The organism is Kitasatospora sp. NPDC023120 (assembly GCF_055560835.1).
This window is the reverse complement of the sequence record NZ_JBVHHY010000024.1, coordinates 35,959-56,643: the sequence shown is the minus strand read 5'-3', so window position 1 is coordinate 56,643 and position 20,685 is coordinate 35,959. Positions and strand designations below refer to the sequence as shown.

At 74.3% G+C, this 20,685-nt stretch carries 16 protein-coding genes; 4 read left to right on the top strand and 12 right to left on the bottom strand.

Annotated features, from left to right (window positions below; all coding sequences use genetic code 11):
* From ACZ3TI_RS30330 to ACZ3TI_RS30315, 4 genes are all read right to left on the bottom strand, one after another.
* Positions 1-1,824, bottom strand: coding sequence for an IucA/IucC family protein (locus ACZ3TI_RS30330; protein WP_465731783.1), 1,824 nt, complete (start codon positions 1,822-1,824; stop codon positions 1-3).
* Entirely contained in the window at positions 1,802-3,208 is a 1,407-nt protein-coding gene (locus ACZ3TI_RS30325; RefSeq protein ID WP_465731781.1) for a lysine N(6)-hydroxylase/L-ornithine N(5)-oxygenase family protein, read from the bottom strand. The genes ACZ3TI_RS30330 and ACZ3TI_RS30325 overlap by 23 nt, the downstream gene beginning before the upstream one ends.
* A 71-nt stretch (positions 3,209-3,279) precedes the next feature.
* The gene (locus ACZ3TI_RS30320; RefSeq protein WP_465731910.1) at positions 3,280-3,993 is read right to left on the bottom strand and encodes a GNAT family N-acetyltransferase; all 714 of its coding nucleotides are present in this window, start codon (positions 3,991-3,993) and stop codon (positions 3,280-3,282) included.
* Positions 3,885-5,696 carry an IucA/IucC family protein gene (locus tag ACZ3TI_RS30315; RefSeq protein ID WP_465731779.1) on the bottom strand — a complete coding sequence of 604 codons (1,812 nt, stop codon included), beginning with the start codon at positions 5,694-5,696 and terminating at the stop codon, positions 3,885-3,887. The genes ACZ3TI_RS30320 and ACZ3TI_RS30315 overlap by 109 nt, the downstream gene beginning before the upstream one ends.
* A 335-nt stretch (positions 5,697-6,031) precedes the next feature.
* On the opposite strand from ACZ3TI_RS30315, the gene ACZ3TI_RS30310 reads away from it, so the two are divergent.
* Both ACZ3TI_RS30310 and ACZ3TI_RS30305 read left to right on the top strand, forming a co-directional pair.
* Positions 6,032-7,234 (top strand): trypsin-like serine peptidase, encoded by a 1,203-nt coding sequence (locus ACZ3TI_RS30310; RefSeq protein WP_465731777.1) that lies wholly within the window; start codon positions 6,032-6,034, stop codon positions 7,232-7,234.
* A gap of 54 nt (positions 7,235-7,288) precedes the next feature.
* Positions 7,289-8,407 (top strand): trypsin-like serine peptidase, encoded by a 1,119-nt coding sequence (locus ACZ3TI_RS30305; protein WP_465731775.1) that lies wholly within the window; start codon positions 7,289-7,291, stop codon positions 8,405-8,407.
* Between the two features lie 158 nt (positions 8,408-8,565).
* Here the strand turns inward: ACZ3TI_RS30305 and hflX are convergent, their stop codons facing one another.
* The 5 genes from hflX to miaA form a co-directional block, all read right to left on the bottom strand.
* Positions 8,566-10,068, bottom strand: coding sequence for a GTPase HflX (gene hflX, locus ACZ3TI_RS30300; protein ID WP_465731773.1), 1,503 nt, complete (start codon positions 10,066-10,068; stop codon positions 8,566-8,568).
* A gap of 264 nt (positions 10,069-10,332) precedes the next feature.
* The gene (locus ACZ3TI_RS30295) at positions 10,333-12,516 is read right to left on the bottom strand and encodes a RelA/SpoT family protein (RefSeq protein ID WP_465731771.1); all 2,184 of its coding nucleotides are present in this window, start codon (positions 12,514-12,516) and stop codon (positions 10,333-10,335) included.
* A 167-nt stretch (positions 12,517-12,683) separates the two neighbouring features.
* Entirely contained in the window at positions 12,684-13,595 is a 912-nt protein-coding gene (dapF, locus tag ACZ3TI_RS30290; protein ID WP_465731769.1) for a diaminopimelate epimerase, read from the bottom strand.
* A gap of 33 nt (positions 13,596-13,628) precedes the next feature.
* Positions 13,629-14,141, bottom strand: a complete 513-nt coding sequence (locus ACZ3TI_RS30285) for a hypothetical protein (protein ID WP_465731767.1) — start codon at positions 14,139-14,141, stop codon at positions 13,629-13,631.
* 228 nt (positions 14,142-14,369) lie between these two features.
* Positions 14,370-15,314 carry a tRNA (adenosine(37)-N6)-dimethylallyltransferase MiaA gene (gene miaA / locus ACZ3TI_RS30280; RefSeq protein ID WP_465731765.1) on the bottom strand — a complete coding sequence of 315 codons (945 nt, stop codon included), beginning with the start codon at positions 15,312-15,314 and terminating at the stop codon, positions 14,370-14,372.
* A gap of 196 nt (positions 15,315-15,510) precedes the next feature.
* Here miaA and ACZ3TI_RS30275 point away from each other — a divergent pair, with 196 nt between their 5' ends.
* Positions 15,511-15,756 carry an antitoxin gene (locus tag ACZ3TI_RS30275; protein WP_465731764.1) on the top strand — a complete coding sequence of 82 codons (246 nt, stop codon included), beginning with the start codon at positions 15,511-15,513 and terminating at the stop codon, positions 15,754-15,756.
* Positions 15,757-15,770: 14 nt separating this feature from the next.
* On the opposite strand, the gene ACZ3TI_RS30270 is transcribed toward ACZ3TI_RS30275, so the two are convergent.
* Positions 15,771-16,469, bottom strand: a complete 699-nt coding sequence (locus tag ACZ3TI_RS30270) for a class III extradiol ring-cleavage dioxygenase family protein (RefSeq protein WP_465731763.1) — start codon at positions 16,467-16,469, stop codon at positions 15,771-15,773.
* 80 nt (positions 16,470-16,549) lie between these two features.
* Positions 16,550-18,052 (bottom strand): tRNA (N6-isopentenyl adenosine(37)-C2)-methylthiotransferase MiaB, encoded by a 1,503-nt coding sequence (gene miaB, locus ACZ3TI_RS30265; RefSeq protein WP_465731761.1) that lies wholly within the window; start codon positions 18,050-18,052, stop codon positions 16,550-16,552.
* Between the two features lie 165 nt (positions 18,053-18,217).
* On the opposite strand from miaB, the gene ACZ3TI_RS30260 reads away from it, so the two are divergent.
* A complete protein-coding gene (locus ACZ3TI_RS30260) occupies positions 18,218-19,237 on the top strand; it encodes a TAXI family TRAP transporter solute-binding subunit (protein WP_465731759.1) in 1,020 nt (339 codons plus the stop codon).
* A gap of 20 nt (positions 19,238-19,257) precedes the next feature.
* On the opposite strand, the gene ACZ3TI_RS30255 is transcribed toward ACZ3TI_RS30260, so the two are convergent.
* Positions 19,258-20,679, bottom strand: coding sequence for a sensor histidine kinase (locus ACZ3TI_RS30255; RefSeq protein WP_465731757.1), 1,422 nt, complete (start codon positions 20,677-20,679; stop codon positions 19,258-19,260).
* Positions 20,680-20,685: the final 6 nt, after the last annotated feature.

Here is a 20,685-nt window from a genome sequence, read left to right as displayed (position 1 = left end):
CTACGGGGCGGGGGTGACAATCCGGTCCCGTCGCGCGGGCTGCCGCACGTCCACCGACACCAGTGCGTTCGGCACCGTGCCGAACCGGGCGGCGTGCGGGCGGTGCGGGCGGTCCTGGTAGCCGTCGAGGACCAGCCGGTTGCGGTTGAGGCAGAGCCGGTCGATCCGGGGCCGGAACAGGTCGAACAGCTCGAAGCGCTCGCGCAGCTCGGGGAAGCGGTCCTGGTGGCGCAGGACCTCGGCGCGCAGCAGGGCCCAGAACTCGGTCTCGGGCAGTCCGGTCTGCGCCTCCAGCAGTGGGGCGAGGTAGCGGAAGACGCCGATGAACAGCCCGGAGTGGATGAACTGGCAGAGGTCCTGCGCGCTGTCCCGCAGCAGGACGTCGGCCACCTCGGCGGGCAGGTCGCGCAGCTCGGGCAGGTCCTGCGAGCTGAGGTTGACGTCGTCCACGAAGTCCTTGACCGCGAGCCGGGCCGGGGTGTCGCGCTCGTCGAAGACCACGATGGCGTTCTCGCCGTGCGGGGAGAAGACCAGCCCGTACCGGTAGAGGAAGTGCAGCAGCGGCGGGAGCATCGCGGCGAACAGCCGGCCGGTCCACTCGGCCGGGGTGAGTCCGGAGCGGGCGATCAGCTCGGCGGCGAGCGCCCGCCCGTCGGAGCCGGTCTGCAGCAGGGCGGCGAGGGTGCGGGCGCGTTCGCCGGTGTCCAGGAAGGGGCCGAGCGGTTCGCGCCAGATCGCGCCGAGCAGCTCCTTGTACTGGTACGGCGCCTCGGGCATCTCCCGGTACAGCGGGTGGTCGACGGTGACGGAGGCGATCTCGCCGAGCAGGATCACCCGGCATTCGTCGCGCAGGAACGGGTCGGCGTCGCGCAGTCCGTGCAGCCAGGCGGTGACGGCGGGCGCGGCGAGGGTGCGTTCGGTGGGCAGGCCGCGCCAGACCAGGGTGTTCAGGATGGACAGCGGCAGCTTGACGGTGCAGCGCTCGGGGCGGGCGGTGTTGAAGAAGGAGCGGATGGACTGCTGGGGCAGCCGTGGGTCGCCGTCCGAGGTCAGCGGGACGATCTCGCCGGAGGCGATCCAGGGCGCGAACAGCGGCAGGATCGTCTCGTCCCACTGCCAGGGGTGGACGGGCAGCAGCAGGTAGTCGTCGGCGTCCGGGCCGAGGGCGGCGCGCAGTACGTCCGGGTCGTCCAGCTCGCGGGCGTACAGCTGCTCGGGGTGCTCCAGGCCGGGTACGCCGCGGTACTCGGCGAGCCGGCGGTGGACGGCGATCCAGGGCAGCGGGCGCGGGCTGCGGGCCTCCGGTGCCCAGCGGGCGGCGTCGGCGGCGGAGAAGCCGATCCGGCCCTTGTTGGGGACGATCCAGGGGTGGCCGCCCTGCCGGCCTTCCAGCGCGGCGTGGTCGAGGTCGGCGAGTTCGGCGGCGGTGAGCGCGGTGGCGAGCTGGCGGGCGTCGGCGGTGAGGGTGGCGGAGAGCTCGCGGATCAGGTGGGCGGTGGTCTCGCCGAGCATCCCGAGGGTCTGCCGGGCGTACGGGAGGAAGCGCAGCGGGTCCAGGCCGTCCGGTCGGGAGCACCGGACCGACTCCGGGTCGACCTGCCAGCCGTCGTAGGCGCCGCGCCGGGCGGTGAAGCGGTACTCGGCTTCGGGCAGCTTCACCAGGTACTCGCCGTCGAGGGCGCCGGGGACGGGTGTGAGCAGGTCCTCGTAGGCGAACTCGCCGAGCATCTTGGCCAGCAGGGCCCGGCCGGCCCGCTGCCAGTGCCCGGCGGTGAGGTGGGGGGGCAGGTAGAGCGGCGGTTCAGCGGCCGACGGTTGCGGCACGGGTCAGCTCCTGGGGGCGAGGGAGGACGGGGGTCCGGTCGAGGGGGGCGGTGGTGGGCGGCGCGAAACCGGTCCAGGCGGTGCGGTCGGGCAGTCGGTGGACGGTCCGGCCGGTGACGGCGTTGAGGATCACGGCGGCGCGGTGGGCGCCGAGCCCGAGGTCGGGCGCGCCGACGCCGTGGGTGTGCAGTTCGGCGTTCTGGACGTAGAGGCCGCCGGTGAGCCCGGGCCGGGTGGCGACCCGGTGGTCCAGGTCGACCCGGTAGCGCCCGGCCTCGTCCCAGTCGATCAGGTCGGCGAGCGGTTCGAGCGCGGCCGGGCGGGCGGCCCGGTAGCCGGTGGCGAGCACCACGGCGTCGGTGCGCAGGACGTGCTCGGCGCCGGAGTCGTTGTGCCGGCAGTGCAGTTCGAGGCCGCCGCAGGGGCCGGGACGGGTGTCGGTGACGGCGGTGCCGGGGGTGATCTCGACCGGGGCGGTGTCGATCGGGCGGCCGATGGTGCGCTCGTAGAGGTGGTCGTGGATCTCGGCGAGGGTCTCGGCGCTGGCGGCCTTGTGCAGCTGCCACTGGGCGGCGACCAGGGCGTCCCGGACGGGCCCGGGCAGACCGTGGAAGTAGCGGGTGTAGTCGGGGGTGAAGTGCTCCAGGCCGAGCTTGGAGTACTCCATGGGCGCGAGCGCCCTGGTGCGGGTGAGCCAGCGCAGCCGGACGCCGTCGTCCTCGTGGCGGCGGAGCAGGTCGAGGAAGACCTCGGCGCCGGACTGCCCGCTGCCGACCACGGTGATGTCCCGGGCGCCGGACAGGTCGGCGCGGCGGTCCAGGTAGTCGGCGGAGTGGAAGGCCCGCGGGTGGCCGGCCAGCCCGGCGAAGGCCTCCGGCAGCACCGGCCGGGTGCCGACGCCGAGGGCGAGGTTGCGGGCCCGCACGGAGGACTTCCGACCGGTCGCGGTGTCGGTCAACTCGACCCGGTAGCACGGGTCCTCGCCGGCTGCGTGGTCCCAGTGCAGGGCGGTGACCTCGGTGCCGAAGCGGCAGTTGGCCAGCCGTTCGGCGGCCCAGCGGCAGTAGTGGTCGTACTCGCGGCGCGGCAGTTGGAAGCGCTCGGCGAAGTAGAACGGGAACAGCCGGTCCTGCTCGCGCAGGTAGTTGAGGAAGGACCACGGGTTGGTCGGGTCCACCAGCGAGACCAGGTCGGCGAGGAACGGCACCTGCATCCGGGCCCCGTCCACCAGCATCCCGTGGTGCCAGCGGAACTCCGGGCGCTGGTCGCAGAAGAGCGTGCGCAGGCCGGGGACGGGCTCGGCGAGCGCGGCGAGCGAGAGGTTGAACGGGCCGATGCCGACGCCGAGCAGGTCGTACGGCGGCGGCGATGCAGGGGTGTCCACGGGATGTCCTAGGCGGGATCGGGGCTAGGCGGGGTCTGGGCAGGCCGGGGTCTGGGCAGGTCGGGATCGGGCTAGGCGGGGTCTGGGCAGGTCGGGATCGGGTCCGGGGCTGCGGATCGGGGGCGGGGTGCTCGGCCGCGCACCATCAGGGCGGCGCGCTTGTCGGGCAGGTCGAGTTCGCCGGCCGCCCGGAACCCGGCCCGTTCGAAGGCCCGGACCGAGCGCCGGTTGCGGACGTCCGGTTCGGCGACGACCCGTTCGCAGGACGGGCGGCGGCACAGGATCCGCTCCGCGAGGGCGGCCAGCAGGACGGCGCCCAGCCCCCGGCCGCGGCTGGCGGCGGGGCCGAGCAGCAGGTGGACGCCGGTGTCGTGCGGGCGGGCCGGGTAGTGCGCGGCCAGCGGGTCGAGGTCGGCGCGGTAGACCTCCCAGTAGCTCATCGGCTCGCCGTCGAGCAGGCCGAGGCAGGGCAGGCTGCGGCCGTCGCCGTCCAGTTGGGCCCGGACGTGCCGGTCGGTGACCTCCGGCGGGCCGGAGAGCTCCCAGAAGGCGGCGACCTCGGGGTCGTTCATCCATCCGGCGAGCAGCCCCAGGTCGGCGGGCAGCCGGACCGGGCTGAGCCGGAACTCGCCGGCCGGGGTGGGGATCGCGCCCCACCCGGGCAGGTCGTCCAACATCAGCCACCCGCCACCGGGTTGGGGATGTCCACGTAGACGGACTGGCTGGCGACCGGGCCGACCAGCTCGTCCATGCCGTTGATCCGGGTGAGCAGGTTGGCCTTGCAGGGCAGTGTGGGCGCGTCCAGCAGCAGCCCGGGCAGCGAGGACCGGGTGGCGGCGACCCGCGGTCCGGCCAGGAACCGGCGCAGCGCGGCCAGCAGCACCGTCTCGTCGGCGAGCCGCTGGGAGCCGAAGGCGCCGATCAGGCCGAGGACGTGGTTGATGCCGAGGTAGTAGGCGAAGTGGTGGTCGATCACCGGGTCGGGCAGGAAGGTGTCGCTGTCGGCGCCGAGTCCGGGCAGCCGGGCGGTGAGCCGCTCGGCGGCGCTCTCCCGGTAGTAGTAGCCCTGGTTGTCGCGGTAGCGGCCGCCGCTCGGCCAGCCGTCGTCGTCGAGCAGGACGAGGCTGTTCTGCTGGTGCGCCTCCAGGGCGATGCCGCCCCGGCCGTCCAGCCACAGGACGGGCAGCACGACGGCGTCCAGGTAGCGCAGGAACCATTCGGCGGCCACGGTCGGCAGCGGGCGGCCGCAGCGCGCGGCGAGCGCCCGCAGGGTGTCGCCGAGCCGGGACGGCACGGTGTCGCCGGTGCCGAGCGGCTGCTCGGCGACCAGCCCGGCGACGCACAGCGCGCGCTCGGCGGGGGCGAACGGCTGGGCGCGCAGCACGGTGTCCAGGCCGCCCGGGTCGCCGAGCGCCGGATGGTCGACGCCGATCCAGGCCGGGTCGCGGACGATGTCGAACCCGGGGTGGACGGCCCGCCACTCGGCGGCCAGTCCGCTCTCCAGCAGCCGGTGCATCTCCAGGCCGCGGTGCAGCTCCTTGCGCAGGTTCTCCCGGCGGGAGTTGGTGATCCGCAGGCCGAGCGAGAGCTTGAGCATCCACGGGGTGCCGGGCCGGTAGACGGTGCGCACCGAGGAGGTGGGGTGCCAGGGCTCGCCGGCCGGTCCGAGGTCGTGCAGCAGCCCGTCGGCGAGCAGTGCGGCGACGGCCGGGCGGTGGGCGAGTTCGCGGGCCTGCCAGGGGTGCAGCGGCAGGGCGGCGGTGCCGGGCGGCAGCGCGAGGCAGCCGTCGAGCAGGCCGGCGGTGAGCTGTTCGGCGCTCTCGGCGACGGCGGAGCCCGCGGCGAGCAGCCCAAGGTCCACGGCGTACCAGTGGAGCCGGAAGGAGCCGTGCAGTTCGGGCGAGTAGGCGACGCTCTGGGCCGGGCCGAGGCCGTCGCGGCTCTTCGGGGTCGGGTGCAGCGGGTGGCCGAGCAGCAGGGACTGCTCGGCGGCGAGGAACTGCGAGCGCTCCGGGCCGCCGGGCGCGGCGGCGGTCCGGCGGTGGGCGAGGATCTCGGCGGTGCGGACCACCGAGTCGGCGACCCGCCCGGCGAGGTCGGCGATCTGCCCGGGGTCGGGCCGCTCGGCGGCCGCGGCGGCCAGCAGTGCGGCGGCGGTGACGGCGTCCACCGGGGAGTCGGTGCCCTCCCCTCCGGTCGCGAGGGTGGCCGGGCCGAACCGGTGCCAGCCGCCGGGCGACCAGTAGCGGACCGGGGCGGTGAGCCGGGCCGCCCCGCCGAGGACGGCGATCCGCAGCCGCCCGTCCGGCCCGGGCCGGGCCCCGGTCTCCCGCGTCCAGCAGCGCAACAGGGCTTCCAGGGCGGCCTGTTCGGCGGCGACGGCGGGGTCGGGGTGCAGCAGCGGGTCGGGCTCGCGCAGGTGCTCCTCACTCGGGGGCTGCCCGGGCAGCGGCAGTTCGGGCGGGGCTCCGGTGAGGGCGGTGCTCAAGGCTGCTCCTTGGGGCGCGTGGGGGTGCGGACGCGCACTGTGGTGGAGGGGGTCGGCGGGCGCTCGCACCGTCGCGTCAGGTAAGGGTTACCTATCCCTGAGGGGTGATCACAAGGACGGCTCACTCGTCCGGGTGAAGATCGGGGATTGTCCGCCAACGGGGCCGAAAGCCCTGCTGTGCCAACCGGCCGACCGCGTCCGTGTCACGGATCGGTGACCCCGCCGCGCCGCCGCAACCCGGGGGGCGGGCACGGCCGTCCTCGTCCGCGATGGAAGACTCCAGGGCGGCAAGCCGCCGCACCGTAGACCGACCGAGCACAGGGGGAATCGCACAGATGCCTACGATCCACCGGTCAGCCCTGGCCGCCGCCGTGGTCGCGGGGACGCTGCTCGCCGTGAGCGCCTGCGGGCCGGACGGCCCGGCGGGCGACGGCGCGGGCAGCGCCGCGCCGCCGCCCTCCTCGGCCGCCGCGAGCGGCGGTGCGGGCGGGGGCGGCGTGATCGGCGGGATCACCCTGCCGTCCGGCCTGCCGACCAGCCTGCTGGAGGGCCTGCCGAGGTCCTGGGACGACCTGAAGAAGTGGAAGTTCGAGGACTGGGACAAGTGGGCGTCCAAGCACGTCTTCAACAACCCGGTGGTGAAGGACTTCTGGGACCCGGACAAGATGGGCGACTCCAAGCCCGCCGACCCGGCCCCGCCCGCCACCAAGCCCGCCCCGGCCACCCCCAAGCCCGCCACCGACGACGGCGTGACCGACCCCGAGCCGCCGGTGGTCAACGCCGTGGCGCAGCCCCGCCCGTACACCAAGCAGCCCTCCGGCAAGGTGTTCTTCTCCGCCAAGGGCGGCCGCGGCAACTGCTCGGCGACCGTGATCGCCGACCCGCAGCGCCCGGGCAAGAGCAACCTGGTCTGGACGGCAGGCCACTGCGTGCACGAGGGCAAGGGCGGGAACTTCTACAAGGACCTGGTCTTCGTGCCCGCCTACAACAACTCGGGTGCCTCCAGCGGCGGCAAGCGCGCCCCGCTGTCCGAACTGGCCCCGCTCGGCACCTGGTGGGCCGACCAGGTCACCACCTCGCCGCAGTGGATGGTCGAGGGCGGCGGCACCGGCGACGCCGCCAACCAGTACGACTTCGCCGTGATGCGCGTGCACAACCAGAACGACACCGGCAAGTCCCTGGAGGAGACGGTCGGTTCGGCCGTCCCGGTGTGGTTCGACGCGCCGCGCGACAAGCTCGCCGTCTCGGCCGTCGGCTACCCGCTGCTCAAGCCGTTCGACGGCCAGGAGCTGTACAAGTGCGACGGCGGCAAGCCGACCCGGCTCTCCTTCGACGCCAAGCGCCCCTCGATGCTCACCATCGGCTGCAACATGACCCAGGGCTCCAGCGGCGGCGGCTGGTTCGCCACCATGCCCGACGGGAAGACCGCCCTGGTCAGCAACACCTCGATCGGCACCCAGGAGCACACCTCGCTCAGCGGCCCCTACCTGGAGGCGGTCGCCAAGCAGGCCCTGGACTGGATCTCCAGGAAGCAGTAGCCGCCACCGGGGGACGGTACGGAAACACCAGCACAGCACGGGGGACGATGCAGCATGCCCAGAACCACCAGTCGGCGCCGCCGCGCCGGGACGGCCGGCGCCGCGCTGCTCGCCGTGACCGCCCTGGCCGCGGCGGCCTGCGGCCCGGCCGGCCCCGCCAGGCCCGCCACCCCGCCCCCGGCCCTCCCCAAGTCCGCGCCCACCAGCCTGGGCGACCTGACGGGCTGGAAGCTGGAGGACTGGACGAAGTACGTCGCCGACAGCAGGTTCGCCAACGACACCGCCCCGGGCTACTGGTCCCCCGCCCGGATGGACGCGGCCAAGGCCCGGCCCACCCCGGAGTACTCGCTCACCGCCCCCGCGGCCCAGGGCGTCGAGCGGGACGCCCCGCCCGCCGTCGTCCCGGCCGAGCCGCAGCCGCACCCGTACGGCCAGGCCGCCGCCGTGGTCGGCCGGCTCTTCCTGACCGCCCCGCAGGGCGACGCGGCCTGCTCCGCGACCGTGGTCTCGGACCCGGTCAACCCCGGCCGCAGCAACCTCGTCTACACCGCCGCGCACTGCCTGCACGACGGCAAGGGCGGCGGCTGGCTGAAGAACCTGGTGTTCGTCCCCGGCTTCAACCGGGACGGCCAGGCGAGCCACGGCAAGCCGTACCCGGACGCGCAGGCCGCCCCGTACGGCCGGTGGACGGCGGTGCACGCGCTGGTGTCGCCGACCTGGCTCCAGGAGACCGGCGTCGGCGCCCACAACCAGTTCGACTACGGGATCCTCCGGGTGCGCGCCGAGAACGACTCCGGCAAGTCCCTGGAGGAGACGGTCGGCGGCTCGGTCCCGATCTGGTTCAACGCCCCGCGCGACCAGATCACCTCGGCCGCCGCCTACGGCTACCCGGTCGAGCGGCCCTTCGACGGCATGGAGCTGGACCACTGCGACTCCCCCGTCCCGCCCGCCCGGCTCTCCTTCGACCGGACCCGCCCGCCGATGTACGTGATCGGCTGCGGCATGACCGCCGGCTCGAGCGGCGGCGGCTGGTTCGTCACCAGGGACGGCAAGCCCAACCTGATCAGCGTCGGCGCGATCGGCAACCGCAACCCGGCCGGGTACCAGGCCGGCCCCTCGCTGCAGGAGCAGGCGAAGCAGGCCTTCGACTACTTCGCCAAGAACGTCAGGTAGGCCGCGGAGCACGCGGAGGCGGCCCGCGGGCACACGCAGGCGGCCCGCAGGCACACGCAGGCGGCCCGCAGGCACACGCAGGCGGCCCGCGGGCACGCGAGAGGGCCCCCGGGACCAGTACGGTCCCGGGGGCCCTCCGTCGCACTCGTGCTCGCGCCTCAGCCCTGCAGGGCCACCGCGAAGTGCTCCAGCTCGGCGGCCAGCTCGGCCGGCACCTTGGCGTGCACCAGGGTGCCCTCGGCGGTGTGCTCGGTGGCGAGCAGCTCGCCCTCCGCGTGCACCCGGGAGACCAGCGCGCCCTGGGTGTAGGGCACCAGGGCCCGCACCTCGACGGCCGGTCGCGGCAGCTCGTCGTCGATGAGCTTCAGCAGCTCGTCGATGCCCGCGCCGCTGCGCGCCGAGACCACGATGGCGTGCGGCTCGCGGCGCAGCAGGCGCTGCAGCACGTGCGGGTCGGCGGCGTCCGCCTTGTTGATCACCACGATCTCGGGCACGTTCTGCGCGTCGACCGAGACGATGACCTCGCGGACGGCGGCCAGCTGCGTCTCCGGCTCGGGGTGCGAGCCGTCCACCACGTGCAGGATGAGGTCCGCGTCGGCGACCTCCTCCATGGTCGAGCGGAAGGCCTCGACCAGGTGGTGCGGCAGGTGCCGGACGAAGCCGACGGTGTCGGCCAGGGTGTAGACCCGCCCGCTCGGGGTCTGGGCCCGGCGCACGGTCGGGTCCAGGGTGGCGAACAGCGCGTTCTCCACCAGCACGCCCGCGCCGGTGAGCCGGTTGAGCAGGGAGGACTTGCCGGCGTTGGTGTACCCGGCGATGGCCACGGACGGCACCTGGTGGCGCCGGCGCTCCTGGCGCTTGGTGTCGCGGCCCTTCTTCATGTCGGCGATCTCCTTGCGGAGCTTCGCCATCTTCTCGCGGATCCGGCGCCGGTCGGTCTCGATCTTGGTCTCACCGGGACCACGGGTGGCCATGCCGCCGCCGGACGAACCGGAGCCGCCACCACCCATCTGCCGGGACAGCGACTGACCCCAGCCTCGCAGCCGCGGCAGCATGTACTGCATCTGCGCGAGCGAGACCTGCGCCTTGCCCTCCCGGGACTTGGCGTGCTGGGCGAAGATGTCCAGGATCAGGGCCGTCCGGTCGACGACCTTGACCTTGACCACGTCCTCCAGGTGGATCAGCTGGCCGGGGGTGAGCTCACCGTCGCAGACCACGGTGTCGGCGCCGGTGGAGGCGACGATGTCGCGCAGCTCCTTCGCCTTGCCGGAGCCGATGTACGTCGCCGCGTCGGGCTTGTCGCGGCGCTGGATGACGCCGTCCAGCACCTGGGAGCCGGCGGTCTCGGCGAGGGCGGCGAGCTCCGCCATGGAGTTCTCCGCCTCCTCCAGCGTGCCGTCGGTCCAGACGCCGACGAGCACCACGCGCTCCAGGCGGAGCTGGCGGTACTCGACCTCGGTGACGTCTTCGAGTTCGGTGGAGAGGCCGACGACTCGCCGCAGGGCTGCGCGCTCGCTGCGGTCGTACTGGTCGCCGTCGTAGTGGTGGCCGAGGTCCTCGTCGATGGCCGCGAGGTCCTCGTCCATGAGGGCTTCCGCCCGCAGACCGTCGATGCGGCGCGTGGCGTCGGCGTGGTCGCGGGTGTCGAACGTGGAGGTCATTCTGTCCTTTGGCTCGCTGGTACGGGTGGCCTTCGGGGACCGGCGGGCGGTCCCGTACGGAGTCTGCCCAGCTGCCGCCCCGGTTACCGTCCGGGCGGGGTGAGCTACCCCTCAGGTCCTCGGGTGCCACCCGGGCTCCTGTGCCCTGTGAACGCCGCGGACCGGCCGTGAATTCCCCATGATGGTCCCACGCCCGGCACCGGCCGGTCATCCCCATTTCGGGCGCGGCGGCGTCCGGACGACGGAGACGGCGGGCCGGCGGGCCTATCCGACCTCCGGGGCGTGCGGGCGGCTGACGTCGTACACCCCGGAGACCCGCAGCATCGCCCGCATCAGCCCGGGCAGTGCCCCCGGCTCGGGCAGTTCCACGGTGTAGGTGTGCCGGACCCGCGACTCCTGCGGCGGCTCGACCTCGGCCGAGACGATGCCGACGCCCTCGGCGGAGATCGCCGCGGTGACGTCGGCGAGCAGCCGGGGCCGGTTCAGCGCCTCGGCCCGCAGGGTGGCCCGGTGCCCGGCGGCCGGGGCGTCCTGCGGCTGCCAGCGGACCTCCAGCGCGGCCCGTCCGTCCGCCCGCATCCGATCCCCCGCCGGGCAGCCGGTGCGGTGTACGGCCACCGCGCCGCCGCGGATCGGGTAGCCGGTGACCTCGTCCGGCGGGACGGGCGTGCAGCAGCGCGCCAGCCGTACCGTCGCCCCGGGCCGTCCGGCCACGGTGACGGGGGCGGACCGCTTCTCGCCGGTGCGGCGGCCGGGCGGGGCGGGCAGCGCCGCGGCCGGGCCGGTGCGGACCGCCGGCGGCCGGGCCGGGGGATCGGCCAGCCAGCGCTCGATGGCGAGCCGGGCGGCGGGGGTGCGGGCGTGCGCCAGCCATTCGGGGGCGGGGCCGGAGGGCTGCCCGCCGCCGGCCGGGAGGGTCTCGGTGAGCACCGCGATCAGGTCGCCGTCCTCCAGCACGGTGGAGAGCGCGCTGAGCCGCCCGTTGACCCGCACGCCGATACATCGGTGGCCGGTCTCCTCGCCGAGCAGGTAGGCCGCGTCCACACAGGTGGCCCCGGCCCTCAGCTGAAGCGTTTCGCCGCTCTCCGCCACGACGGTGATCTCGCGGTCTCCGGCCAGGTCGGCGGTGAGCGCGGACCAGAAGGCGTCCGGGTCGGGCGTCTCCTGCTGCCACTCCAGCAGCCGGCTGAGCCAGCCGGGCCGAGCCGGGTCGGTGCGGTCCAGCTCGTCGGTGTCCTGGGCGGCGCCGGCCGGGGACGGGTCGCCCAGCGCGACCACCCCGGTCTCGGCGACCTCGTGCATCCGGCGGGTGCGGACCAGCACCTCGACCACCGCGCCGCCGCTCAGCGCCACGGCGGTGTGCAGCGACTGGTAGAGGTTGAACTTGGGCGCGGCGACGAAGTCCTTGAACTCTCTGGGCAGCGGCGTCCAGCAGGTGTGCAGTTCGCCGAGCACGGCGTAGCAGTCCGCGTTCTCCTCGACCACCACCAGCAGCCGCCCGAAGTCGGCCGGCCGCGGCCCCTGCGGCCACCCGTCCGGCCCGGGCGTGCCGGAGCGCTTGAGCAGCACCCGGTGCAGCGAGACGCAGTGCCGGGGCCGGACGGTCACCTCGGCGGCCACCCCGGCCTCGGCCAGCTGCCGGGCCAGCTGCCGGGCGAAGGGCTCCAGCACGGTGTCCGGTTCGGCCTCGTGCCCGGCCATCAGGGCGCGGGTGCGGGCGTGCTCCTCCGGGTGCAGGGTGGCGAAGACGATGTCCTCCAGCTCCGCCTTGAGCACCTGGATCCCGAGCCGTTCGGCCAGCGGGATCAGCACGTCCCGGGTGACCTTGGCGATCCGCGCCTGGCTGGCCGGCTTCATGTGCCGGATGGTGCGCATGTTGTGCAGCCGGTCGGCCAGCTTGATCACCATCACCCGGACGTCGTCCCCGGTGGCGACCAGCATCTTGCGGAAGGTCTCGGCCTCGGCGGCGGCGCCGAAGTCGACCTTCTCCAGCTTCGTCACCCCGTCGACCAGGTAGGCGACTTCGGGACCGAACCCGGCGCCCACCTGCTCCAGCGTCAACTCGGTGTCCTCGACGGTGTCGTGGAGCAGCGAGGCGACCAAGGTGGTGGTCCCGGCGCCGAGTTGGGCCAGGATCATGGTGACGGCCAGCGGGTGGGTGATGTACGGCTCGCCGCTCTTGCGCTTCTGGCCGCGGTGGCTGGCCTCGGCGAGCCGGTACGCCCGGGCGAGCAGGCCGAGGTCGGCCTGCGGATGGTGCTGCCGGTGGACCCGGACGAGCGGTTCCAGGGCGTCCGGCACGGGCGGCCGGCCGGTGGCCAGTAATGCGGCCCGCCCGGCCCGGCCGAGGGCGGCCCGGCCGAGCAGCTCTCCGAGGGGCCTCCTGGCCCCGGCCTGCCGTACGGTCGTCGGCTGCCCCGTCAGGGACTGCCCGGCTTCGATGGTCATCGGCGCACCTCCGGCAACGGTCGCCGGGTGCTGCCCCTCCCCATGGGGCGACCCGGTGGTCCATGCTACCGAGCAGAGCACGTTCCGCGACGCCGTGATTCCCGTCCGCGACCGGTATCACCCGATCGGGGGGATTCGTCGCCGTACGAAATGGGCAAACCGGGCTGTCAGCTCCGGCGGACGGCCTCCCACCAGCGCTCGTCCAGCCGCCCCTCGGCCACGATCACGGCCGGCCCGGTCATCTCCACCCGGCCGTCCGGGTGCTCGGTGATGACCAGCCGGCCGCCCAGCACGTCCACGGTGTACGCGACGGCCTCACCGGTGACCGCCGGGTCGGCGCCGTCCCGGCGGATGGCGGCCACCGCGACGGCGCAGGCGCCGGTGCCGCAGGAGCGGGTCTCGCCCGAGCCGCGCTCGTGCACCCGCATCGCGACGTGCCGCGGGCCCCGGTCCACCACGAACTCGACGTTGACGCCCTCCGGGTAGGCGCCCTCGGGGCTGGTGAGCGGCGCGGCGAACAGGTCGCCGGCATGGTCCAGGCTCTCCACGAACGCCACCGCGTGCGGGTTGCCCATGTTGACGTTCAGTGCGGGCCAGCGACGCTCGCCGACCGCGACCTCGATGCCGTCCGGTCCGGGCAGCCGGGCGCGGCCCATGTCGATGGTGACGTCACCGGGCGTGCCGTCCTCGGCGTCCTCGGCGACCTTCGCGGTGAGCACCCCGGAGCGGGTGGCGATGGCCAGCTCACCGGGCTCGGCGAGGCCCGCCTCGACCAGGAAGCGGGCGAAGACCCGCAGGCCGTTGCCGCACATCTCGGCGATGCTGCCGTCGGAGTTGCGGTAGTCCATGAACCACTCGGCCCGGTCGGCCATCCCCGCCGAGGCCGGGTCGGCGGCCGAGCGCACCACGCGCAGCAGCCCGTCCCCGCCGAGGCCCGCCCGCCGGTCGCACAGCGCGGCGACGGTCCCGGGACCGATGTCCAGCGCGCCGTCCGGGTCCGGGACGATGACGAAGTCGTTCTGGGTGCCGTGCCCCTTGAAGAAGGGGATGCCGCCGTGCCGAGGAGAGGATGCGCTCACCCTCCCGATGGTACTGAGCCGACGAGCGGGCCCTCAGCGCAGGTAGGCGACCCGCCAGACCGCGAGTGCGCAGGCGGCCAGCGCGATCAGGGTGTAGAGCACGATCGCCTTCCAGCCGGCCCGTTGCCCGGAGCCCCGGCGGGGCAGCCCCGGCCACTTGTAGCCGGCGTGCCGGGCGGCCATCGCGCCCCAGCCGACCGAGGCGGCGGTGAGCAGCAGCCCGAGCATGCCGACCATGGTGGCGCGCGCCCCGGCCGAGCCGAAGGCGAGCGGGAAGGCGAACATCAGCGAGCCGAGGGTGCCCACCAGCGCGATCGGCAGCGTCTGCCACCAGCGCAGTCGGCGCAGCGGCCGGATCTCCCGCTCGTGCACCGCGCCGCCGGGCGGAGTACGGGTGTCCAGGGCGGGCACAGCGGTCGCGTACGAGGTCGGCGCCTCCAGTCCGGTCAGCACGGGGAGGTCTCCCATCGTCGACTCGTCGAACTCCTCGGCCGGCGCGGTGACGCTCCCGCTCTGGCCGGGTTCGGGGCCGGTACCCGTCGACACACGGCCTCCCCTGACAGTTCGACACGAGCGGACTCGCGGCCGGACGCGGTCGGCCCGTTCGGCCGACCCTTATGGCATCGATGATGGCATGTCCAGAGGGGCGTTCCGGGGCCTGACCGGGGTCGACGGGTGATCCGTGGCCATCACGTGATCGGGCCGTGACCGCCGGTTCGTCCTGCACGGTCACCTGCGCGCGCAGGTGCACCGCCGAATTGGCCGGAACCCGTCCTACGCGGCCGGAACTCCCTGACGGCCGATCAGTTCGAGGGCGTTCTCCAGCAGCTCGACGGGGTCGGTGCCGGCCGGCCGGGAGAGCCAGTGGATCCGGTCGTCCCGGCGGAACCAGGACTCCTGCCGGCGGGCGAAGCGCTTGGTGGCCCGGACGGTCTCGGCCCGCGCCTCGTCCTCGGTGCACTCGCCGGCGAAGTGGTCGAGCACCTGCTGGTAGCCGAGCGCCCGGGAGGCGGTCCTGCCCTCCCGCAGTCCGACCTCCTCCAGCGCCCGCACCTCGTCCAGCAGCCCGGCCTCCCACATCCGGTCCACGCGCAGCGCGATCCGCTCGTCCAGTTCGGGGCGCGGCACGGCGACGCCGATCTGCACCGCCTCGTAGACGGCGGTGTTGCTCGGCAGGTTGGCGGTGAACGGCTGCCCGGTGATCTCGATGACCTCCAGCGCGCGGACGATCCGCCGCCCGTTGCTCGTCAGGATCGCCTCGGCCGCCGCCGGGTCCAGCTCGGCCAGCCGCCGGTGCAGCGCGAACGGGCCGAGCTGCTCCAGCTCGGCCTCCAGCCGGGCCCGGACCTCCGGGTCGGTGCCGGGGAACTCCATCTCGTCGATCGCCGCCCGGACGTACAGTCCGGAGCCGCCGACCAGGACGGGCGTGCGTCCGGCGGCGAGCAGCCGGTCGATCTCGGCCCGGGCGAGGCGCTGGTACTCGGCGACGCTGGCGGCCTCGGTGACGTCCCAGACGTCCATCAGGTGGTGCGGCACCCCGCCGCGCTCGGCCATGGTGAGCTTGGCAGTGCCGATGTCCATGCCCCGGTACAGCTGCATCGAGTCGGTGTTGATCACCTCGCCGTCGAGGCTGCGGGCGATGGCGACGGCCAGGTCGGACTTGCCGGCGGCGGTCGCGCCGACGATCGAGATGACGCGCGGGGTACGGAGGCTGCTCACCGTTCCAGTCTCGCAAAACCCCCGCGGCACCGGAGACCGGGCTGCCGGTCTCCCGCCGCTGCGCGACGATATGGCTGTTCCCGGGACCGTTTCCGGCCGTTTCCCCTGGTGATGCCCCGTTTGCGAACACTTCGCCGAGCACGGACGTTGTGCAGGAGACGGGGACCGAAGGACGACAGGGAAGGGTGAGACCGCCATGGGTCTGATGGACAACCTCAAGGGCAAGGCCGAGGAGCTCAAGGAGAAGGCCAGCGAGCTGGCGGGCAAGCACAGCGACCAGATCGAGCACATCGTGGACAAGACCGGCGGCGCGATCGACAAGGCGACCAGGGGCAAGTACAGCGACAAGATCGAGCACGGCGCCGGCAAGGCCAAGGACGCCGTCGGCGACTTCGCCCACAAGCCGAAGCCGGGCGAGCCCGGGCAGCCCCCGCGGTCCTGACCGCCCGAGCGGACTCAGCTCCAGGCGGCCACGAAGTACCCGACCCCGTAGGGGGCGTCCTGGTAGCCCAGCCGCCCGGTGAGGCCGGCGCCCTCGGCGGCGCCGGCCAGCACCTGCCAGGGCGCCCGGCCCTCCGCCTTGAGTTCGGCGGCCAGGCCGGCGTCCAGGGCGGCGAGGGCGGGCAGGTCGGCCGAGCCCAGGGCGGCGGCCAGCGCGGCGTCGAAGCCCTCGGCCCGCTCGTCCAGGTAGCCGGGTGCCTTCACCGAGCGGCAGGCGCTGCCGTCGCCGAGCACCAGCAGGGCGACCCGGTCGGCGAGCCCGGCCAGGCCCTGCCCGAGGCCGAGCATCCGGTCGGCCGGGGCGTCTGCGGGCACCGCGCAGGCGTGCGTCGGCAGGGTCACCCCGGCGCGCTCCAGCAGCCAGGCGCCGACGGTCAGCGAGGGCGCCAGCTCCGGCCCCTCGACCCGGTCCCCGGGCAGCTTGGCGACCAGCGGCACCCCGTAGCGGCGGAAGGAGCCGGCCCCGCCCTCGGTCCACACCTCGGCCTGCGGGCCGGTGCCGACCACCACGACCAGCTGCGGCCCGGCCGCGACCAGCGCCGCCAGCGCCTCGTCGCAGGCGGCGCGCAGCGCGTCCAGCTCGGCCGCCGCCCCGGCGGCGATCTCCGGGACGAGCAGCGGCGGACAGGGGCACACGGCGGCGGCTACCAGCATGTGGATCACTCTAGCCAACGACAACGGCGGCCCAGCAGGACTCGGGAGTCCCACCGGGCCGCCGGTGTACGAGCAGCGCGTCAGTCGCCGCAGCAGGCCCCGCCCGCCGGGGCGGAGAGCGGCAGCGCGGCCGGGGCGCCGATGGACGGCAGGCCGAGCATCACGCCGGCCGGCTTGGCGGCGGGCTTGGCCTGGCGCTTCTCCCAGGCGTCGCCGGCCCGGGTGCGGCGCACCGCGAGCGCCGGGCCCTCGGCGAGCAGGTGGTGCGGGGCGGCGTAGGTGATCTCGACGGTCACCATGTCGCCCGGGCGCACCGGCTCGTCCGGCTTCGCGAAGTGGACCAGCCGGTTGTCGGGCGCGCGCCCGGAGAGCCGCCGGGTCTGGTCGTCCTTCTTGCCCTCGCCCTCGGCGACCAGGATCTCCAGGGTCCGTCCGACCTGCTTCTTGTTCTCCTCCCAGGAGATCTCCTCCTGGAGGGCGATCAGCCGGTCGTAGCGGGCCTGCACGACCTCCTTCGGCACCTGGTCCTCCATCTCCGCCGCCGGGGTGCCGGGGCGCTTGGAGTACTGGAAGGTGAAGGCGTTGGTGAAGCGGGCCTCGCGGACGACGTGCATCGTCTCCTCGAAGTCCTCCTCGGTCTCGCCGGGGAAGCCCACGATGATGTCGGTGGAGATCGCCGCGTCCGGCATCGCCTCGCGGACCTTCTTGATGATCCCGAGGAAACGCTCCTGCCGGTAGGAGCGGCGCATCGCCTTGAGCACCCGGTCCGAGCCGGACTGCAGCGGCATGTGCAGCTGGTGCATCACGGTCGGGGTCTCGGCCATCGCGGCGATCACGTCGTCGGTGAAGTCGCGCGGGTGCGGCGAGGTGAAGCGGATCCGCTCCAGGCCCTCGGTCTGGCCGGCGGCGCGCAGCAGCTTGGAGAAGGCCTCGCGGTCGCCCAGGTCGGAGCCGTAGGCGTTGACGTTCTGGCCGAGCAGGGTCACCTCGATGACGCCCTCGTCCACCAGTGCCTCGATCTCGGCGAGGACGTCGCCGGGGCGGCGGTCCTCCTCCTTGCCGCGCAGCGCGGGGACGATGCAGAAGGTGCAGGTGTTGTTGCAGCCGACCGAGATGGAGACCCAGGCGGCGTACGCGGAGTCGCGGCGGGTCGGCAGGGTGGAGGGGAAGGTCTCCAGCGACTCGAGGATCTCGACCTGGGCCTTCTTCTCGATCGCGGCCCGCTCCAGCAGCGCCGGCAGGTGCCCGATGTTGTGGGTGCCGAACACCACGTCGACCCAGGGGGCGCGCTTGACGATGCTGTCGCGGTCCTTCTGGGCCAGGCAGCCGCCGACGGCGATCTGCATGCCCTTGTGGCGGGTCTTGACCGGCGCCAGCTGGCCGAGGTTGCCGTACAGCTTGTTGTCGGCGTTCTCGCGCACCGCGCAGGTGTTGAACACCACCAGGTCCGGGTCGCCCTCGGGCCCGGCCTTGACGTAGCCCGCCTCCTCCAGCAGCCCGGACAGCCGCTCGGAGTCGTGGACGTTCATCTGACAGCCGTGCGTGACGACCTTGTAGCTCTTCAATCCGCTCTCACCGCTCACCAGACCAGGGTACGGGCAGCCGCGAAGCGCTTTTCCCGGAGCTTCCCCCTCCCCGGTCCGGCGGCCTCCCCCGCCCGCCGCGGCGACCGTCCCCATCCCTTTCACAGAACTTTCCCCTTCCCGTTCCACTCCCGTTCGGCCGGAGCGCCTGGCAGTATCCCTGGCATGGCCCCCACCTCCCCGTCCCGTCTCGGCGCCGCCGTCCGCACCGCGGCCCGCAGCCCGCTGTGGCGGACGGTGCTGGTGCTGGTGCTGCTGGTCGCCGGGTTCGGCGGCTGGTGGCTGTCGGCGGGCCGCTCGCCGGGGTACCCGCGCGGGGAGGTCCGCTTCGCGACCGGCGTGCAGCGCGGCGTCTACGACCGGTACGGGCAGCTGCTGCAGGCGCACGTCTCCCGGACGATGCCGGGGGTGCGGCTGGCCCTGGACAACACCGAGGGCTCGATAGACAACCTCACCCGGGTGATCACCGGCCGGGACGCCTTCGCGATCGCCACCGCCGACGCGGTCGCCGACTACCAGGGCCCCGGCAAGGAGCGGATGCGGGCGATCGCCCGGCTGTACGACGACTACCTGCAGCTGGTCGTCCCGGCCTCCTCCCCGGTGCGCCGCACCGCCGACCTCAAGGGGTTGCGGGTGGGCGTCGGCCTGAAGCAGTCCGGGGTGAACCTGGTGACCAAGCGGCTGCTGACCGCGGCCGGGCTGAACCCGGAGCACGACATCGTCGCCGTCCCGGCCGGGGTCGGCGAGGCCGCCGACGCGCTGCGCGCGGGCGAGCTGGACGCCTTCTTCTGGTCCGGCGGCCTGCCCACCAGCGCGCTCACCGACCTCTCCGACCACGTCAAGATCCGGATCGTGCCGCTGAACGACCTGTCCGAGGCGCTGCACAGGGCCGAGGGCGGCGGCACCGACGCCTACCGGGCGGCCACCATGCCCAAGGGCACCTACCCGAACGCCGAGCCCAAGGACGCCGTCGCCACGGTGGCCGTGCCCAACCTGCTGATCACCCGGGACGACGCGGACCCGGGCCTGGTCGAGGGCATGACCCGGGCGGTGATCGACAGCCGGGACCAGATCGGCGCCCAGGTGCACGCCGCCCAGCTGGTCGACCTGCGCACCGCCGTCTACACCGATCCGCTCCCGCTGCACACCGGCGCGGCGCGCTACTACCGCTCGGTCAAGCCCTAGCCTCGCTCAGGGCCCGGCGGTCACTCCGGCCGCGGCACCACCAGCGTCACCGCGAGCCCGGTCGGCTTGACCGGCGCGAAGGCGAGCGAGCCGCCGCCGGCCGCCAGCAGGGTGCGGGCGATGGACAGGCCCAGCCCGGAACCGTCCACGTTCTGGTGCCGCGGGCTGCGCCAGAAGCGGTCGCCGGCCCGGGACAGCTCGTCCTCGGTGAGGCCGGGCCCTGCGTCGGTGACGGTCACCGCGACCTCGTCCCGGCGCACCGCGACCCGCACCCGGACCTCGCTGTCGGCCGGGCTGAACTTGATCGCGTTGTCCACCACGGCGTCCAGGGCCGAGCCGAAGCCGATCGGGTCGGCCATGCCGATCGCCAGTGCGGGGCCGTCCCAGCGCAGCGCGATCCCGCGCTGCTCGGCGACCGGCCGCCAGGCGTCCATCCGGGCCAGGGTGAGCTCGGCGAGGTCGGTGCGCTCCGGCTCGGGGCGGGCGTGCTCGGCGGTGGCCAGCCCGAGCAGGTCGTCCAGCACCCGGGCCAGCCGGGCGCCCTCCTCCCGTACGCCGCTGAGCTCCTCCTCGTGGCCCTCGGGGAGCTCCAGACCGAGCACCTCGACCCGCAGCAGCAGTGCCGAGAGCGGGTTGCGCAGCTGGTGGGAGGCGTCCGCGACGAAGGCCTTCTGCTGGTCCATCGCGAGCACCACGTGGTCGGCCATCTCGTTGAACGAGCGCGCCAGCCGCTGCAGCTCGGGCGGGCCGCCGCCGGGGGCGACCCGGGCGGCCATCCGGCCGGTGGCGATGTCGTGGGTGGCCCGGTCCAGGGTGCGCACCGGGCGCAGCACCCATTCGGTGAGCCGGACGGCCAGCAGCACGGCGACGATCATCGCGGCGGCCTCGCCCGCCACCAGCACCAGCCACTTGTGCACCACCCGGGTGCGCAGCGCCCCGGTCGGGGACTCGCTCAGCACCACCGCGACCACGTCGCCGTCGCGCACCACCGGGGCGGCGACGGTGATGGTGCGGTCCGGCGTCCACGGCCAGACCTGCGGCGGGTTGTGGCTGCGCCGCCCGTCCAGCGCCTCCTGGAAGGCCTGGGCGCCCCAGCCCGAGGCGGGCACCCGCCAGTTCCCGGGCGCGGCGGCGATCGGCAGGCCGTCGCGCTGGAAGATGCCCAGGCGCACGCCGTACAGGTCGAAGTAGCGGCTGACCTCGGCGTCGATCGAGTGCTGGCGGCTGAGGTCGCCGGGGGCCGGGTCCGGCTCGCCCTTGCGGGCGGAGTCGTTGGCTCCGGAGGTGGGCAGGTCCTGGGCGAAGCGGGCGGCGTCGTCGAGCCGGTCGACGACCACCCTGGTCTGCTCGGCCGCCGCGACCGCCGCCGCGAGCGGCAGCCCCAGGGCGGCCAGGACGCAGAGCATGAGGGCGATCAGGATGCCGAGCAGGCGGGTGCGCACGTGCGG

What these genes read in the sequence shown, in the direction of transcription:
- ACZ3TI_RS30310 (WP_465731777.1), top strand. Translation starts at nt 6,032, where the DNA reads ATGCCTACGATCCACCGGTCAGCCCTGGCCGCCGCCGTGGTCGCGGGG.
- ACZ3TI_RS30305 (WP_465731775.1), top strand. Translation starts at nt 7,289, where the DNA reads ATGCCCAGAACCACCAGTCGGCGCCGCCGCGCCGGGACGGCCGGCGCC.
- hflX (WP_465731773.1), bottom strand. Translation starts at nt 10,068, where the DNA reads ATGACCTCCACGTTCGACACCCGCGACCACGCCGACGCCACGCGCCGC.
- ACZ3TI_RS30295 (WP_465731771.1), bottom strand. Translation starts at nt 12,516, where the DNA reads ATGACCATCGAAGCCGGGCAGTCCCTGACGGGGCAGCCGACGACCGTA.
- ACZ3TI_RS30275 (WP_465731764.1), top strand. Translation starts at nt 15,511, where the DNA reads ATGGGTCTGATGGACAACCTCAAGGGCAAGGCCGAGGAGCTCAAGGAG.
- ACZ3TI_RS30270 (WP_465731763.1), bottom strand. Translation starts at nt 16,469, where the DNA reads ATGCTGGTAGCCGCCGCCGTGTGCCCCTGTCCGCCGCTGCTCGTCCCG.
- ACZ3TI_RS30260 (WP_465731759.1), top strand. Translation starts at nt 18,218, where the DNA reads ATGGCCCCCACCTCCCCGTCCCGTCTCGGCGCCGCCGTCCGCACCGCG.